This is a genomic window from Flavobacterium cyclinae, assembly GCF_021172145.1.
Classification (GTDB): domain Bacteria; phylum Bacteroidota; class Bacteroidia; order Flavobacteriales; family Flavobacteriaceae; genus Flavobacterium; species Flavobacterium cyclinae.
This window is the reverse complement of the sequence record NZ_CP089095.1, coordinates 138,878-156,786: the sequence shown is the minus strand read 5'-3', so window position 1 is coordinate 156,786 and position 17,909 is coordinate 138,878. Positions and strand designations below refer to the sequence as shown.

Sequence of the window (17,909 nt, the reverse complement as noted above, 5' to 3'; positions counted from 1 at the left end):
TTTGATTATTTATTTATTGGGAATGAAACCAAGAATTCGGTTCCCGAATTAGGTTCCGTTTCAAAAGTAATGGTTCCGTTATAATTTTCAATGATATTTTTAATAATAGCTAAACCAAGTCCCATACCACTTGACTTTGTAGTGAACTTTGGCTCAAAAACGTGTTCTTGATTCTCTACAGAAATACCTTTTCCGTTATCTTTTACTGCAATTTTTACTTCGTTATCTTGTCTAAAAACGGTAACAAAAACAGATTTGTTTTCTTGTTCTTCAGGTATGGCTTGAATGGCATTTTTTACCAAATTTGTAATGACACGAATAAGTTGCGTTCTGTCTAATTTGGCAATTATCTCGTCTTCTAATGCAGAAAATTGAATATAATCTTCATTAAAAATTTCCAATGCCATTTTAACAATTTTAACCACATTTAAGGTTTCGTTTTGCTGTGCTGGCATTGCTGCAAAATTTGAAAAAGCACCAGCAACAGCTGTCATAGTATCAATTTGTTGTAAAATTGTTTTCGTATAATCGTCTAATTTTTTTGTAATATTTGGGTCATTTGAATCAAATTTTCTTTGAAAATTTTGAACCGTTAAACGCATAGGTGTTAATGGGTTTTTTATCTCGTGTGCTACTTGTTTAGCCATTTCCCGCCAAGCTTGTTCTCGTTCACTTTGAGCTAAAATGGTGGCACTTTCTTCTAATTTATCCACCATATTGTTGTATGAATTAATTAAAAGGTTGATTTCTTTACTTCCATCTTCGATAACAATTTTTTCATTGCGTTGATAAAGTTCTGTTTCTTGAAGTTTATCACTAATTATTTTTAATGATTTTGTAATATAGCTCGACAAGAAATAAGATAAAACTATAGAAATAAAAAACATAAAAATATAAACTTGTCCAAATCGAATTAAAAAGTTTTGTACTTCATTGTCGTAAAACTCTGTATTCTCTTCATAAGGTAAGTTTAAAATACCCATTGGTTTAAACTTCGTATCTTTTAAATAAGAATAAGAAGAACGAATCGATTGCCCGTCCACTTCTGAAAACTCAATATATCTTTTATCTAAAGAAGATTGAATAATTTTTAATGTAGATGGATTAATTTGTGGGTTGTCTTTATCTAGTTTGAAAATGGCTCTTGATGAAATTAATAAATTTCCTTTTAAATCAAATAAATTGATTTCCATGCTATGAACATCAGCTATTTCAGTTATTTTCTCTCTAAAAATATATTTTAAATTTTCAGTCGTTAACTCGAAACTAGTGTTTTGAAGTACATAATTAATATGTTCTGTAATGGCAATTTCTTTTCGTTCTAATCGATCTTGATGGTATTCACGAGCTTCTTTTCTGAATTGGTAAATAGAAACCGCAGCAATTAGGACAGACGCAATTAACGTTAAGAATATCATGGAAAGAAATATTCTTACACGCAAGGATAGATTTTTAAAGTTTAATATTCTGTCCATGTTTGTGCTACTATTAGCTGTTGTTTTTTTCTCGTATTTTTTTATAAAATTTAAAACCTACCATTATTAATAATGAGAATGCAATAATACCTACTACTCCAAATATCCAATTAATTGCACTTTTTAAAATTACTAAAAAAACAACTGCAAAAAGAATAATCGTTGCTCCTTCGTTCCAGATTCTGAAAAAATTGGATGATTTTTTAACCTCTCCCCTTTGTAATTGTTTGAATATCTGATGACATTTAATATGATACAAGTACAATAAAAAAACAAAAGCTAATTTAACATGCATCCAAGGTTGGGCTAACCAAACTTTACCAACTTCTGTAAAAAACAACATCCAAAAGGCAAAAATACTAGCCAAAATTGCACTTGGCCAAGTGATAATGTACCACAAGCGATACTGCATTAATTGGTATTGTTTAATTAAAATATCTTGTTCAGGTTGTGGCTTTTGTTTGGCTTCAGCGTGATAAACGAATAAACGAACAATGTAAAACAAACCTGCAAACCAAGTAACAACAAAAATTAAATGCAGTGATTTTATGTAGTTGTAAAGTTCCATTTCATATGTTTAAAATTTATTTTTTAGCGGTAACATATGTTATCGCCTTTTTAATTATTGGTGTTTGCAAGCAAACTTGTGTTTATGGCGATTTCATATTAATTTTGAAAAGCCCATTGGTCAATCCAACGGCTCATAGTTTTTACCCAATCTTCACTATCATTTAAACACGGAATAGATAAGAAATTTTCTCCACCATTTTCTTTGAAACTATGAGCTGCTTCCATTCCTATTTCTTCTAAAGTTTCCAAGCAATCTGAAACAAAGGCTGGAGTTACAACTGCCAAGTTTTTTATCCCTTTTTGAGCCAATCCATCAATAGTAGCATCGGTGTAAGGTTGTAACCAAGGATCGCGACCTAAACGTGACTGAAAAGAAGTGCTGTATTTTCCTTCTTCTAAACCTAAAAATTCGGCTACTTGTTTTGTGGTTTCATAACATTGATGGCGGTAGCAAAATTCATGTGCTTTTGATGGAGTATTGCAACAACTTCCATCTATTTTACAATGCGATTTAGTAACATCTGATTTTCTAATATGACGCTCTGGAACACCATGATACGAAAACAATAAATAATCAGATTTAAAATTATTTAAAGCCAATTTTATGGAATTAGACAAATCTCGAACATAATCGGGTTGGTTATAGAAAGCTGGAAGTATTGTAAATTCCATATTAGGGAATTGTTTTTTACGAATTTCTTCAGCCAAAACTAAAATCGTTTCAGTAGTTGCCATCGCAAACTGAGGATATAATGGAATTAATAAAACCTCATCTACTCCTTGATCATGCAATTGTTGCAAACCAAATTCGATACTTGGATTTCCATATCTCATGGCTAAAGCAACTGGAATACTTACTTGTTCTTGTACTTTATTTTGTAATCTTTTTGACAAAACAATTAATGGAGAACCTTCTTCCCACCATATTTTTTTATACGCTTTAGCTGATTTTTTTGGACGTGTATTTAAAATAATTCCTTTTACCAAAAATGCTCTAAGTAAATAGGGAACATCGATAACGCGTTCATCCATTAAAAATTCATCTAAATATTTTTTTACATCTTTTGGTTCAGGGCTATCAGGCGAACCTAAATTAATCAACAATACTCCTTTTTTCATTTTCTTTTTTTTATAAAAGTAATCAATCTTGTTTTTAAGGAAAATTTTAAATTCGTTTTTTATCTATTATACGATTTGTAAAATCTATAAATCATTCTAAGTTAGCATTCAAATTCATCAGATATTTTTTTGGGGTGGTTCCAAATTTTTTCTTGAAAGCCGCAATGAAATGACTTCCGGTACTATATCCAATTTTTAGTCCAACTTCGTTAACATTATACGATCCACTGTCTAATAGCTGGCGCGCATAATCCATTTTATAATCGAATAGAAATCCATACACCGTATCGCCATAAATTTGTTTGAAACCCATTTTTAGCTTTTTAAGACTCAACCCTACTTGTTCAGATAAAGTTTCTAATGTAGGAGGTTCGGCCATATTGGCAATGATAATTTCTTTTGCTTTCTTAATTTTTAAAACATTTTCTTCATCTATCAAAAACGGACATTGTTCTGCATTAGGATCTTCTGAACGATTAAAATACAAACTTAATAGTTCGTATCCTTTCCCTTTATAGTATAAATTTTTAATGAATGAATTTAAGTTGTAATGAAAAATCTGACTTAAAACAATTGACATAGAAGGACTAATATCATTCTCTTTATAATATTTTTTATCTTTATTTTCCTCACTTAAAAAAGGGATGTTTTCAGCTTCAGAAGAAAATAAACCATGAAATTTTTTTATCGAAACTATTACAGAAATTACCCAAGTATTAGGCGCTAATTCTAAATGAATAGGCAATACTTTTTGAGGATTATAAAACAAAAGCGACTTTTCTTCTTTTAAATCTAAGGCATAATTTCCTTGATTAAAAATAAATTTCCCCTTTCCTTTAAGTCCAAAATGAAACTGAATAAGGCCTTGATTAACAGGTCTTTCAATCTTAATGGTTTCGTTACTATCATTTTGAAAACGCAATAAAATAAAATCATTTTCAATTTTTATTTCTTCCTGTGAACTCATAGCGATATTTTTTTATCTCTAAGTTTTTGAAACTTATTTTGTGTTATTTAGAATTATTCTATATAATGCAATTGTAAATGCTTGAATTTATTACAAATTTAGAAGAAATATTACAATACATAACAAATGAAATAAAAATAACTTCAAGCGACATAAAAAGTCCTTCAAGCGTTGTTTTTATAAAAATGGAAAATATAATTTTGTTCTACTTTTAGGTAGAGAGTAAACAATATGGAAAACAATACATTTGCAAAGCATCCCACTTTTTATGCGGTTGGCTTGAGCTATAAAAAAGCTGATGCTGAAATGCGGGGAAAATTTAGTTTGGATGACCAAGCTAAAAATAACTTATTGCTACAAGCAAAAGCAGAAGGTATTGATAGTCTAATTGTAACTTCAACCTGTAATAGAACTGAAATCTATGGTTTTGCTCAACACCCTTTTCAGTTAATCAAATTGTTATGTGAAAACAGTCAGGGTACCGTTGAAGATTTTCAAAAAGTAGCTTTTGTATACAAAAATAGTGATGCAGTAAACCATATGTTTCGCGTGGGTACTGGTTTAGATAGTCAAATTTTAGGTGACTTTGAAATCATTAGCCAATTAAAAAATGCATTTGTTATTAGTAAAGAATTAAATTTGGTAAATGCTTTTTTAGAAAGACTAGTAAATGCGGTTATTCAAGCCAGTAGAAAAATCAAAAACGAAACCGAAATTTCTTCTGGAGCTACTTCTGTTTCTTTTGCATCAGTTCAATATATTTTTAAAAATGTAACGGACATTGCTTCCAAAAATATTTTACTTTTTGGAACTGGAAAAATTGGAAGAAATACTTGTGAAAATCTAGTAAAACATACGAAACACGAGCAAATTACTTTAATTAATAGAACCAAAGAAAAGGCAGAAAAATTAGCAAAAAAATTAGATGTTATTGTTAAAGAATATGCCGATTTACAAATAGAGCTTCAAAAAGCAGATGTAGTGGTGGTGGCAACCGGAGCTCAAAACCCAACAGTTGATAAAGCCATTTTAAATCTGAAAAAACCTTTATTGATTTTAGATTTATCGATTCCGAAAAACGTGAACGAAAATGTAAGAGATTTAGAAGGTGTAACTTTAGTTCATATGGATGAATTATCTCAAATTACCGATGAAACTTTAGAAAACAGAAAAAAACACATCCCTGCTGCCGAAGCCATCATTGAAGAAATTAAAGACGAATTTATGGCTTGGACAAAACAGCGTAAATTTGCACCTACTATTCATGCTTTAAAAGCAAAACTGAATACAATAAAAGAGGGAGAATTAAATTTTCAACGTAAAAAATTGGCTAATTTTGACGAAGAACAAGCCGAATTAATTACAACCAGAATCATTCAGAAAATCACAAATCACTTTGCAAATCATTTAAAAGATGACGAAACTATGGTGGATGAAAGCATTGAATGGATTGAAAAAATTTTCCAACTAGAAACAGTTTCAAAATAATGAGCAAAACAATCCGAATAGGAACTCGTGATAGTGAATTAGCCCTTTGGCAAGCACACACCGTACAAAAAAAATTAAACGATTTAGGTTACAAAACTGAAATTGTTGCTGTAAAATCTCAAGGAGATATTATTCTTGACAAACCTCTTTACGAATTAGGAATCACTGGAATTTTCACTAAGACTTTAGATATTGCCATGCTAAATGGTCAGGTTGATATTGCGGTGCATTCTATGAAAGATGTGCCAACGGCTTTACCAATTGGGATAGTGCAAGCTGCCGTTTTAGAACGTGCCAATACAGTGGATATATTAGTTCATAAAGGTAATTTAGATTTTTTAAATTCGGAAGGAATAATAGCTACAGGAAGTTTAAGAAGACAAGCGCAGTGGTTAAATAAATACCCTAATCACAAAGTGGTAGATTTACGTGGAAACGTTAATACCCGTATGCAAAAACTAGAAGATAGTGATTGGAATGGAGCTATTTTTGCAGCAGCAGGTTTAGAACGCATCAATTTAAAACCAGAAAATTATATCGATTTAAGTTGGATGATTCCAGCTCCTGCTCAAGGAGCTATGGTAGTAGTCGCAATGGAAAATGATGATTTTTGTAAAGAAGCGTTAGCAAAATTAAACCATTCAGAAACTGAAATTTGTACGCATATTGAACGTGAATTCTTAAAAACACTTGAAGGAGGATGTACAGCTCCTATTGGTGCTTTAGCAAAAATTACTGATAATAATATAGATTTTGAGGGTGTTTTATTCTCTTTAGATGGAAAAGAAAAACATACAATCAAAAAAAGTTGTACTTTTGATTCTTATAAAAACTTCGGAAGAAATTGTGCCGAAGCAATTTTAAACAACGGCGGAACTACATTAATGGAAAGCATTCGTCGTGATTTAAAAAAGTAATTTTATTCCAAAATGGAGAAAGAATCGTTACTCAATTATTTATATCGTTTTTTTGATATTATCGTATTACTTTTTATTGTTTTTGACTTTGGATACGATTTTAAAGAAAACTATAATTCGCCCCATGTTATAGGTTTAATTTTCTTGTCAATTGGATTATTAGCTTTCAATTCTTTTAAATTTTTTATCTATAAATATAGAAGCAATAAGAAAGTTGCGCTTACCAATATGGTATTACTTACCGGAATATTAATTGCTTGTGGTGTAATATCGATACTAAACTTAAATTTTTCCACTGATTATATTCTGCAAAAAGTAAAACCTGTTTTAGAAGGCGGTCTTATTTTTTATTTTTTACTTCGCCTTTTAGTTTTAGTCCGACATATTTATGATATTTACTTCAATCCGGCAATTGTTTTTGTGGGAAGTTTTATCATATTAGCTTTGACAGGTGGGTTTCTTTTAATGCTTCCAAGTGCCACTACAAATGGAATAACTTTTACAAACGCAATTTTTACTGCAACTAGTGCTGTTTGTGTAACTGGACTTACTGTAGTTGATACTTCATCTGCTTTTACTATTGTGGGGCAATCTATAATCTTAGTTTTAATTCAGTTAGGAGGAATTGGAATTTTGACTTTTACTTCTTTCTTTGCTTTCTTTTTCAGAGGAAGTTCTTCTTTTAAAGAAGGATTAAATACAAAAGATTTTATTGCACAAGAAGGATTAAAAGATGTATTTAGAGCTGCTTTAAATGTTGTAATGTTTACAATTGGTGTAGAACTTTTTGGGGCCTTTTTTGTGTATTCTTCAATTATAGATAATAGTACAATAGACAATAAACTATTCTTTTCTGTATTTCATTCAATTTCTGCTTTTTGTAATGCTGGTTTTTCAATACTATCTGCTGGAATATATGATGAAGGCATTCGTTTTAATTACTATTTACAATGGATTTTAATCATAATGATTGTACTTGGTGGATTAGGACATAATATTGTATTTAATTTTTATCAAAAAATTAAAACCCATGTTATTGAATGGTTTGATAAAACAATTATTCATAAAAAAGTACGTATTATTACTTTAAACACACAAATTGTAATTTATACCACTTTAGTATTATTGATAGGTGGTTTTATTTTTCTATTTATATCTGAATACAACAACACTTTATTAGAACATCATACAATTTTTGGTAAAATAACTGCAGCATCTTTTAATGCTGTTACTCCAAGAACTGCCGGATTCAATGCTGTTGATTTCACGCAAATGAATGTGCCTTCTTTATTGTTTATTATCTTTTTAATGTGGATTGGTGGCTCTCCTGCTTCAACTGCCGGAGGTATTAAAACCAGTACTTTTGCATTAGCAACATTAAATATATTTGCAGTAGCAAGTGGTAAAAGTAGAATTCAACTTTTTGGAAGAAGAATTTCATCAGAATCTACTTCTCGTGCTTTTGCAATTTTATGTATCTCATTAATTACAATTGGAATTTCAATTGTGGCTTTATTGATCTTTGAACCTAAAGGAACACCTTTATTAACAGTAGCTTTTGAATGTTTTTCAGCATATAGTACTGTTGGTTTAAGCTTAAACTATACCCCAACACTGACCGAACCAAGTAAATACGTCATAATTGCAGTGATGTTTATTGGTCGAATAGGAATGCTCAACTTAATGATTGGATTACTTAGAAGAATGAATCATCAATTCTATGAATATCCAAAAGAAAATATTTTAATTAACTAAACTTGTCCAAATGAAAATTATCGTATTTGGTTTAGGAAACTTCGGAATGTCGCTTGCTATCAGTCTAACTGAAACAGGAAACGAAGTAATAGGTGTTGATAAAAACATCGAGAAAGTAAATTTAGTAAAAGACAAAATTTCTCATGCTATTGCATTAGATTCTACTAATGAATTGTCTTATGAAGCATTGCCTTTAAAAGATGCCGATAAAGTAGTTGTTGCCATTGGAGAAAATGAAGGTGCTGCTATTATTACAACTGCTATCATTAAAAAATTAAGCGATGTAAAAATCATTAGTAGGGCTTTATCACCTATTCACGATACCGTTCTAGAAGCAATGGGAATTCACAGCATTATTCACCCAGAGCAAGAATCTGCGGATAGATTAACTAAGCAAATCAACTTTAAATCTACTTTAGAGAATTATCAATTAGATGATAATTATACCATCTCAGAAGTAAAAGCTAAGCCTGAGTTCTTTGGAAAAACACTTGCTGAATTAGATTCAATTGATAAGTATCATTTGACTTTAGTTACCATTATTCGAAAAAGAGAAAAACGTAACCTTATAGGTAAAAAAACTATTGTAAAAGAAACCATTGGACGTCCTGATCCAGAGACTGTTGTTCAAGAGGAAGATATTTTAGTAGTTTATGGTAATAACAAAGACATTGAAACTTATTGTTTAGGACAAGAAGAACACCAAATTAGAAGCTAAAATGACCCGAATTCTCTCTACAAAAAAACTTTCGAAAGCATTAAAAAACAAACTCTCTGATGCTAGAATTGAACTTGTAGAGAAGAATTTTATACAAACTAAAGCGGTACAAATTGAAACCCCTAAACTAAACAATTACTTAATTTTTACAAGTAAAGAGGCGGTAAAAAACATACTGAATTTAGAAAACGTTCATTCAAAGTCATGTTTTTGCGTAGGAAGCAAAACTCGAAGTTTTCTTGAGAAGAAAGGATTCAAAGTTATTGAAAGTGCTGATTATGCTGAAGATTTAGTTCAAATCATCGATTCGAAATATAAAGACAATTCGTTCACCTTCTTCTGTGGAAACATTAGAAAAAATACGATTCCAAACTATTTTCAAGAAAATAAAATCACATATAACGAAATTGTCGTATATGAAACAAAACTGAAACCACACCAAATAAAAGAACAATTTGATGGTGTTTTATTTTTCAGTCCGTCTGGCGTAAATAGTTTTTTGGAAAACAACACATTAGAAAATAAAACATGTTTTTGCATTGGAAAAACCACCGCAAAAGCATTAGAAAACAAAACAGAAAAGATAATAATTGCATCGCAACCAATAGTTGAAAATGTAATTACCGAAATAATAAAATTTTATAAACGCTTATAGCCAATTGCTTAAAGCATAAAGCATAAAAAATGATTAAAAACGACTTATTTTTACGAGCACTAAAAGGAGAAACTGTTGAACGTCCACCAGTATGGATGATGCGTCAAGCCGGAAGATATTTACCAGAATTTAGAGCATTACGTGATAAATACGATTTTTTTACCCGTTGTGAAACTCCCGAATTAGCAGCTGAAATCACAGTGCAACCTATTCGAATTGTAAAACCAGATGCTGCTATTTTATTTTCAGATATTTTAGTAGTTCCAAGAGCAATGGGAATTCACGTAGAATTAAAAGACAATATCGGTCCAATTATTCCAAATCCTATTCGTTCAATAGAGCAAGTAAACCAAGTGTTTATTCCCGATGTAAATGAGTCGTTAGGGTATGTAATGGATGCTATAAAATTAACAAAAGAAATGTTGAACAACGAAGTACCGTTAATTGGTTTCGCTGGTTCGCCATGGACTATATTTTGTTATGCAGTTGAAGGAAAAGGATCTAAAAGTTATGATACAGCTAAAGGTTTTTGTTTTTCACAACCAGAAGCGGCTCATACTTTATTACAAAAAATTACCGATACTACAATTTTATACTTAAAAGAAAAAGTAAAAAACGGTTGTAACGCGATTCAAATTTTTGATTCTTGGGGAGGGATGTTATCTCCTGTAGATTATCAAGAATTCTCTTGGAAATACATTAACCAAATTGTAGAAGCATTAGCTCCCTTAACAGAAGTTATTGTTTTTGGTAAAGGGTGTTGGTTTGCCTTAAATGAAATGTCAAAATCAAAAGCATCTGCTTTAGGAGTAGATTGGACGTGTTCGCCAAGAAATGCCCGTTATTTAACTGGTGGCGATATTACTTTACAAGGGAATTTTGATCCAAGTCGTTTACTTTCTCCAATACCAACCATCAAAAAAATGGTACACGAAATGATTGACGAATTCGGAAAAGACAAATACATCGTAAACTTAGGTCACGGAATTTTACCAAATATTCCCGTTGATCATGCTAAAGCGTTTGTTGAAGCGGTTAAAGAGTATCAAAAGTAGACAGTCTCAGTCTCAGTTTACAAATGAACTGCGACTGAAAACTGCAACTGAAAACTGATTAATATGAAAAACAAATTCTACACCTACATACAAAACCTACAAGATCAAATCTGCAAAGGATTAGAAAATATTGATGGTGGCACCCAATTTCGTGAAGATATTTGGGAACGACCAGAAGGCGGTGGCGGTCGAACACGCGTTATTGAAAACGGAAAGGTTTTTGAAAAAGGCGGTGTAAATATTTCGGCTGTTCATGGCAAACTACCCGATACCATGCAAAAAATGTTTGGTGTAGGAGAAGCTGATTTTTTCGCTTGCGGATTAAGTTTGGTGATTCATCCTAAAAACCCTATGGTGCCAACGGTTCATGCTAATTGGCGTTATTTTGAAATGTACAATGAGAATGGAGAAATCATAAACCAATGGTTTGGTGGCGGACAAGATTTAACTCCGTATTATCTGTTTGAAGAAGATGCCAAACACTTTCATCAAACCTGCAAAAATGCTTGCGATAAACATAATCCTGAATTTTATCCGAACTATAAAAAGAAATGTGACGAGTATTTCTGGAATGCACATCGCAATGAAGCAAGGGGAATTGGCGGTTTGTTTTTCGATTATTTAAAAACATCCGAGGAAATGTCTATGGAAAATTGGTACAATTTCGTGACGGAAGTTGGAAATTCGTTCTTACAAGCATATGTTCCAATTGTAGAAAAAAGAAAAGATTTATCGTATACAGAAGCAAACAGAACTTGGCAAGAAATTCGTCGTGGTCGCTATGTAGAATTTAATTTGGTTCACGATAAAGGAACACTTTTCGGACTAAAAACCAACGGAAGAATTGAAAGTATTTTGATGAGTTTACCACCCCATGTGCAATGGGTATATGACCATCATCCAGAAAAGGGAAGTGAAGAAGAAAAACTATTGAAAATATTAGCAAAACCTATCGAATGGGTATAAATAAAAATTCCGCTATTTTTTGTAGCGGAATTTTTATTTAAAGTATCGTTTAGATTTAATCAAAAAAATCAATTAAATCTAAGGTTTGAAGAACGATATTTTCATTTGAAAAATTGGAATTCATTTCCATTTCTAAATTCATAACATTATTCTTTATTTTATTAGATGCTTTAAATTCCATATTTTTAAATTGATTCGCTAATCGATTCATCTTTGCGGTATCGCTTCCTAAATCTAAACTCATTACATACGATTTGAAAAAACGTTGGATTTCAATATTTCCATAAAAATAATTCTTAGCTAAATTTTTCTTTACTTTTTTTGTAAAATCAGATGGGGAACCATTATTTAAATAATTCATGCCATTTGTAAAAATCATGACATCTCCTTTTTTGAAAATTACTAAATCACCTAACTCTTCAGATGGGTTAACCAAATAATAATCATCTACTTTTTGCAACATATTTTTTCTAACGCCTAAATTCAATAATTTATTTCCCATTGTAGGATGAGTAGAAGTCATAATCATAGTAAAAATAGGGCGGGTTTTTGTAATGGTTTTTTCTTCTTCAATCTCTTCAAAATCTTCATCAAAAGATCGAGACATAAAAGTACTTTCATAGGTTTCCATTGCATGCAAGAACATAGAAATATCGCCATCAAAAAGAGTTGCTGTTGCTTCTTCATCAACAACCGTAGTAATTAAGTCTGTAATAATCTCCGTATCTTGTTTATCAATAGCCATATTACTTAAAAATTGCTCCATAATACTTGGATAATTTTTTAGAAGTTCTTCTGTATTCGTATGATACGAAAAATAGGCTAATGGTTCTTGCTTTGGGAAAAAGTTGAAAATATTTTTATTTGGTTTTCTTGAAACTACTTTTTCCATTACATTGCTAAGCGATTCTGAATATTCAACTTTTTGTTCCATTCGCGCTTTATTATTTTCAAAATAGAAATCCATATTCATTCCCTTTATCAAGTTATTAGAACCTTTGTTGGAATTAATAGAACCTCCCATTAAATAATAAATCGAACTCATTCTGCCATAAACGGCTTCATAATTAATCCAACACGAAATATCAGCATTGGTATTTATTTTTGAAGTTGATGGTGAAACAAATCCGTTTTCAAACAAATGAGCGATTTGTGCTTCCTGTTTTTCGTGTTGTAGAATTCGTTGTTGCATTTGTTCTTTTTCAAAAGAAGCAATCCACTGTTTGTAGGCTTCTTCATCAAACTCATCTTCTTCTTCCTCTTCAATAACTACTTCTATATTATTATCTTCCCATTCTTCTATTGGAGCATCTTCTTCAACAATAATTTTTTTATCTAGAATAACTTTTGTTGGAACTTCTTCAACCACTTCTACCGCCTCTACAGGCATATCATCATAAAAATCATCATCTATAGCTACTGCGGCAGTATCAACAATTATTGATTCATCAGAAAAATTATTGAAAGCAAAATTGTTTCTAGTTTCCATCAATTCATAAATAATAAAATTGTTCTCATTCCAGGCCATAGAATAATCACTATTTTTAGGCGAATAAACTGAAAACTTTTCATGATCTTTTATGATTTCCTTAATTGAATCTGACGATTTTAAATTGTAGTTATTTACTTTGTTTTGCATGAAAGTATTACATTTTTTTCCATCAATTAAAGAAAATGTCATTTGATAATAGGGTATACTATCTGTAAAATTACCGTGAATAACAACAGGTTTAGACTTATCAATGAACGAAATGAATTCGTTTAATTTAAAATCAGAATCTGTTTGATTTACTTTTTTAAAAACTTTGTGATTAAACAAACTATCAATATCTACTTTTTTAGCAAATTGTGGTGTGTTGAATTGTACAAAATAGTCATACTGTTCCTGTTTTTCTTGACTAAATACAAAAACCGGAAATACTAATAAGAAATAAAAAATCTTTTTCATAATAACGTTAAGGATTGAAACTTATGGAATTGTTCATTAATTTATTGTTATTTAAAACATTCCATATATTCTGTTTTAAAAACACTGTTTTTTTAGATTTAGATAGTTTGCAATTTACATTTTGTACAGTTGAAACGTTTTTATCAAAAGTATAAACGGCTATAATATTTGCTTTAAGTAAATCTTCTTTTTTATCTTGATTTTTGGTTAGATTTTTAGGTAATGGATAGGAAGCTATTCGTTCAAACTTACCATTAGTATTCCTAAAATGAACTAAATTATTATTCTTATCCATTACGTTTAATACCGCATTTAAAGTTTCTATTGAATTGTATGAAAAATTGATTTTAAAGATATAGGTATTAAAATCATATGAAGTTGAAATTTTAGAAGTCCCTTTTATTTTAGATGCTTCCATTCTAAATTGGGCCAATTTTGATTTGATATCTTCTTCATTAGGAATGCTAACACCATCAACCTCTTCGAGCATAATAGCGGATTTAGTTTTTAACCAAGAACTTGAAAAATCAACAACCAAACTATAATCCCCACTTTGGTCACTATTGTGTTTGATTTTTTCAGTGATTTCAAAACAACTGGTTAACAACAAACAAATGAATAAAATGAAAAACTGCTTCATTCTACAAAATTAGGAATATTTTTACAGATTTACATGATTTCTAAAAGAAAGAAATCGATGAAAAATTAGTAACTTTACACTTTAATTTTCAAGAACAAATTATGTTTCCAATACACAGAGGTCGTCGTTTACGAGTAAACGAATCTATAAGAAGTTTAGTTCGCGAAACCAGCTTGAGTCCAGCTGATTTTATGTTTCCAATGTTTATTATGGAAGGTGAAAATACAAAAGTAGAAATCCCTTCTATGCCAGGAATTTTCCGTCGTACATTAGATTTAACGGTGGAAGAAGTGAAAGAATTATTCGCTTTAGGAATTCGTGCCGTAAATATTTATGTAAAAGTTAGCGATGATTTAAAAGATAATACTGGTAAAGAAGCCTGGAACGACAATGGTTTGATGCAAAGAGCCATTCGTGCTATTAAAGCAGCTTGTCCTGAAATGATTGTAATGCCTGATGTAGCGTTAGACCCATATTCAATTTATGGTCACGATGGAATTATCGAAAAAGGTGATGTGGCTAACGATGCTACCAATGATGCTTTAGTAAAAATGGCGGTTTCTCATGCAAAAGCTGGTGCCGATTTCGTTGCACCAAGTGATATGATGGATGGTCGTGTTTTGCGTTTACGTCAAGGTTTAGATACAGCAGGATTTCACAATGTTGGCATTATGAGTTATTCGGCAAAATATGCTTCTGCTTTTTATGGTCCGTTTAGAGATGCTTTAGATTCGGCTCCAAAAGATGCTGATGTTGAAGTACCGAAAGACAAAAAAACCTATCAAATGGATTACGCTAATCGCATCGAAGCAGTTAAAGAAGCACTATGGGATGTAGAAGAAGGTGCTGATATGGTGATGGTTAAGCCAGGAATCGCTTATTTGGATATTGTTCGTGAAGTGAAAAATGCTGTGGATGTTCCGGTAACGGTTTTCCATGTTTCAGGAGAATATGCCATGATTAAAGCGGCGTCAGAAAGAGGTTGGTTAGACCATGACAAAATTATGATGGAGCAATTAATGTGTATCAAAAGAGCGGGTGCGAGTTTGATTTCGACTTATTTTGCAAAAGAGGCAGCGATTTTGTTAAATAAAAAGTAATGTGACATTTGTCACAAACAAAGTGAAATCGATGATGTAATTTTATCGATATTTCTAAATAAACTTAAAATGAAACTTGTTTTAAAATCTTTTGCTGTTTTTGCCTTAGCGATTTCGTTAACCAATTGTGGCGATAAAAAAGAAACCGACCCTTACGGAAATCCCGTTAAAGAAAAAACTGAGGCAACAACGGATACTACAGTTGATCCATTATTTGCAAAAGGACAAGAACTTTTTGAAGGAAAAGGAACTTGTACTGCTTGTCACAAAGCTGACACAAAAGTAATTGGACCAGCAATAAAAGATATCGCTAAAATTTACAAAGAAAAAGGAGCTAGCATTGCTGCTTTCATCAACGAAGAAGGCGAACCTATAGTTGACCCATCACAATATGAAACTATGAAAACTAACTTTACTATCACAAAAGCCATGACGGCTGAAGAACGTAAAGCTTTAGAAGTTTATATGATGAGTTTCGAATAATATTATTCGACCACCAATTTAAAGCCCACGCGCGGAATGTTTTCAATTCTCACGTGGGTTTCTTCTTTTATGATTTTTCGCAATCTTGAAATAAATACATCCAAACTTCTGCCTAGGAAATAATCATCACTTCCCCATAATTCCATCAAGATTTTTTCGCGTTTTAAAACCGTATTCGGATTGTCTAAAAACAATTTTAAAAGCGATGCTTCTCTTTCGGTTAACGTAATGCTTTGATTCTCATTTTTCAACAAATAATTTTCGGGTTCAAATTGAAAACTTCCAAAAGTATATTGTTTTTGATGCGAATTATCAGTTGATTTTTGACTTCGGTTTAAGAAAATTTCGATTTTTAATATTAATTCTTCAATCGAATACGGTTTCACTAAATAATCGTCGGCTCCCAATTTCAAACCTTTAATTCGGTCATCTTTCATTGTTTTAGCAGATAGAAAAATTATTGGGATTTCTTGATTGCGCTTTCTTATTTCGGTAGCAATTTCAAAACCATCCATTTCAGGCAACATGATATCCAAAACACATAAATCAAATGATTCTTTGCAAAATAATTGAAAAGCTTCTTTTCCATTAGCGCAATGAGTAACATCAAAATGTTGTTCTAAATTATCAGCAGTTAAAAACGCTAAGGTTTCATCGTCTTCAACATATAAAATGCGTTTCTTACTCATAATCTTTTTTATTTATTTGAATGGTTATTGTAATTCCTTTTTCAATGTTGTTTTTAGCTTCTACTTTCCATTTATGCCATTCGCAAACACGTTTGACATAAGAAAGTCCTATTCCAAATCCTTCTATATCTTTGCTATCTTGTCTTGCAACTCTATAGAATTTATCAAAAATAAAAGGTAAATCGTTATCGGGAATACCGCTACCATTATCAGAAAAATGTAATACCAACCCTCTAGAATTTTCTTTAGATGTTATATGTATTTCTGGTGTTTGAATGGAATATTTTACCGCATTATCCAATATGTTATACACTACATTATATAAATGAAATTCATCAGCAATAACAAAATAATCGCGTTGAAATTCAATATTGATATGCATTTCTTTTTGATGCTTTAATACGATATTGTCTTTTACCAAGTCTATTAAAGAAGCAATATTGACTTTTGTTTTATTTAATACAATTTGTTTGCTTTCGGTTTTAGCAACGTATAAAATTTTCTCAATATGCTGATTTAGTTTATTACTTTGATTAATAATAATTTGGATGTATTTAGACAATTTTGGGTTTTCATTAATTTCTTTTTGTGTATTAGCATAATTAGACGCTATTAATATAGATGCTAAAGGAGTTTTAAACTCATGCGTCATATTATTAATAAAATCTTTTTGTAAATCGGTATATTTTTTTTGCTGTAACATGAGCAAAACGGAATAAACATAAATGATTAAAACAAAAAACAAAACACCTGTAAATATCCAATATTGCGATATGCTTTTGAAATATGTTTGTTTTAAGTTTGGAAATCGAACGGCAAAATAATATGTAAGTTCATTATTCTTAGGAAAACAATCGGCGCAAAATTTTTCGGGTTTCCCGTCTATAGAGATATAATTTCCATAAACCATTTCATCAGAGCTACAATCGTATATAGCATACTCAAAATCCAATTCTAATTTAACTTTTTCAAATTCAATTTTTAAATATTCTTCTAAAATTTGATTTTCAAAAACATCGTTTACATTTACAATAAAATAATTCTCAGATACTTTTTTTATAGGATTTGTTATTGGTAATTCTGATTTATTATCTCTGTATATTTTTTCAACCACATCTTGTAAAGCAAAATGGATTTTATCTTCCATGTCCTTTTTTTCAAATATATAGGCTTGATTTAATAAAAACAATTGCATAACAATTACGCCAACAATTGCTAAAAAGCCAATGATAATAATGGTATTAAATCTAGTGAATTTCATATATAATTCGATATTACAAAAAAATGTAGTTTATAAATTAACTGTTAACAAGTCATTAACAATCATTAAAATATAATTAACAATGTAAAATAAAAAGTTATTT

General features: G+C 30.7%; 17 protein-coding genes. 9 read left to right on the top strand and 8 right to left on the bottom strand.

From position 1 onward, the window contains the following. Positions 1 to 5: 5 nt before the first annotated feature. The 4 genes from LOS86_RS00750 to LOS86_RS00735 all read right to left on the bottom strand — a co-directional run bounded on the left by LOS86_RS00750 (position 6) and on the right by LOS86_RS00735 (position 4,131). A complete protein-coding gene (locus tag LOS86_RS00750) occupies positions 6 to 1,418 on the bottom strand; it encodes a sensor histidine kinase (RefSeq protein WP_231843954.1) in 1,413 nt (470 codons plus the stop codon). 70 nt (positions 1,419 to 1,488) lie between these two features. Further along, positions 1,489 to 2,043: a CopD family protein gene (locus LOS86_RS00745; protein WP_231842763.1), complete on the bottom strand. Its 555-nt coding sequence runs from the start codon at positions 2,041 to 2,043 to the stop codon at positions 1,489 to 1,491. Between the two features lie 98 nt (positions 2,044 to 2,141). Then, entirely contained in the window at positions 2,142 to 3,164 is a 1,023-nt protein-coding gene (gene hemH / locus LOS86_RS00740; RefSeq protein WP_231842762.1) for a ferrochelatase, read from the bottom strand. A gap of 91 nt (positions 3,165 to 3,255) precedes the next feature. Continuing rightward, the gene (locus LOS86_RS00735) at positions 3,256 to 4,131 is read right to left on the bottom strand and encodes a helix-turn-helix domain-containing protein (RefSeq protein WP_231842761.1); all 876 of its coding nucleotides are present in this window, start codon (positions 4,129 to 4,131) and stop codon (positions 3,256 to 3,258) included. 231 nt (positions 4,132 to 4,362) lie between these two features. Here LOS86_RS00735 and hemA point away from each other — a divergent pair, with 231 nt between their 5' ends. The 7 genes from hemA (at position 4,363) to hemF (ending at position 11,685) form a co-directional block, all read left to right on the top strand. Next, entirely contained in the window at positions 4,363 to 5,619 is a 1,257-nt protein-coding gene (gene hemA / locus LOS86_RS00730; RefSeq protein ID WP_231842760.1) for a glutamyl-tRNA reductase, read from the top strand. Then, the gene (gene hemC, locus LOS86_RS00725) at positions 5,616 to 6,536 is read left to right on the top strand and encodes a hydroxymethylbilane synthase (protein ID WP_231843953.1); all 921 of its coding nucleotides are present in this window, start codon (positions 5,616 to 5,618) and stop codon (positions 6,534 to 6,536) included. Before hemA ends, hemC begins: the two co-directional genes overlap by 4 nt. Positions 6,537 to 6,548: 12 nt before the next feature. Beyond that, on the top strand, positions 6,549 to 8,291 hold the full coding sequence (locus LOS86_RS00720; RefSeq protein WP_231842759.1) for a TrkH family potassium uptake protein: 1,743 nt from the start codon (positions 6,549 to 6,551) through the stop codon (positions 8,289 to 8,291). Positions 8,292 to 8,301: 10 nt separating this feature from the next. Next, positions 8,302 to 9,009, top strand: coding sequence for a potassium channel family protein (locus tag LOS86_RS00715; RefSeq protein ID WP_231842758.1), 708 nt, complete (start codon positions 8,302 to 8,304; stop codon positions 9,007 to 9,009). Position 9,010: 1 nt separating this feature from the next. Further along, positions 9,011 to 9,664 carry a uroporphyrinogen-III synthase gene (locus tag LOS86_RS00710; protein WP_231842757.1) on the top strand — a complete coding sequence of 218 codons (654 nt, stop codon included), beginning with the start codon at positions 9,011 to 9,013 and terminating at the stop codon, positions 9,662 to 9,664. 29 nt (positions 9,665 to 9,693) lie between these two features. Further along, positions 9,694 to 10,719 (top strand): uroporphyrinogen decarboxylase, encoded by a 1,026-nt coding sequence (gene hemE / locus LOS86_RS00705; protein WP_231842756.1) that lies wholly within the window; start codon positions 9,694 to 9,696, stop codon positions 10,717 to 10,719. A gap of 63 nt (positions 10,720 to 10,782) precedes the next feature. After that, complete coding sequence (hemF, locus tag LOS86_RS00700; RefSeq protein ID WP_231842755.1) at positions 10,783 to 11,685, top strand: oxygen-dependent coproporphyrinogen oxidase; 903 nt, start codon at positions 10,783 to 10,785, stop codon at positions 11,683 to 11,685. Positions 11,686 to 11,740: 55 nt separating this feature from the next. On the opposite strand, the gene LOS86_RS00695 is transcribed toward hemF, so the two are convergent. After that, positions 11,741 to 13,633 (bottom strand): DUF4836 family protein, encoded by a 1,893-nt coding sequence (locus tag LOS86_RS00695; RefSeq protein WP_231842754.1) that lies wholly within the window; start codon positions 13,631 to 13,633, stop codon positions 11,741 to 11,743. A gap of 7 nt (positions 13,634 to 13,640) precedes the next feature. Then, positions 13,641 to 14,273, bottom strand: coding sequence for a hypothetical protein (locus tag LOS86_RS00690; RefSeq protein WP_231842753.1), 633 nt, complete (start codon positions 14,271 to 14,273; stop codon positions 13,641 to 13,643). Positions 14,274 to 14,374: 101 nt separating this feature from the next. On the opposite strand from LOS86_RS00690, the gene hemB reads away from it, so the two are divergent. Both hemB and LOS86_RS00680 read left to right on the top strand, forming a co-directional pair. Then, positions 14,375 to 15,373 carry a porphobilinogen synthase gene (hemB, locus tag LOS86_RS00685; RefSeq protein WP_231842752.1) on the top strand — a complete coding sequence of 333 codons (999 nt, stop codon included), beginning with the start codon at positions 14,375 to 14,377 and terminating at the stop codon, positions 15,371 to 15,373. Between the two features lie 69 nt (positions 15,374 to 15,442). Further along, positions 15,443 to 15,856: a c-type cytochrome gene (locus LOS86_RS00680; RefSeq protein WP_231842751.1), complete on the top strand. Its 414-nt coding sequence runs from the start codon at positions 15,443 to 15,445 to the stop codon at positions 15,854 to 15,856. Positions 15,857 to 15,858: 2 nt separating this feature from the next. On the opposite strand, the gene LOS86_RS00675 is transcribed toward LOS86_RS00680, so the two are convergent. Beyond that, positions 15,859 to 16,545, bottom strand: a complete 687-nt coding sequence (locus LOS86_RS00675) for a response regulator transcription factor (RefSeq protein ID WP_231842750.1) — start codon at positions 16,543 to 16,545, stop codon at positions 15,859 to 15,861. Next, the gene (locus LOS86_RS00670) at positions 16,538 to 17,806 is read right to left on the bottom strand and encodes a sensor histidine kinase (protein ID WP_231842749.1); all 1,269 of its coding nucleotides are present in this window, start codon (positions 17,804 to 17,806) and stop codon (positions 16,538 to 16,540) included. The genes LOS86_RS00675 and LOS86_RS00670 overlap by 8 nt, the downstream gene beginning before the upstream one ends. Between the last annotated feature and the right edge of the window lie 103 nt (positions 17,807 to 17,909).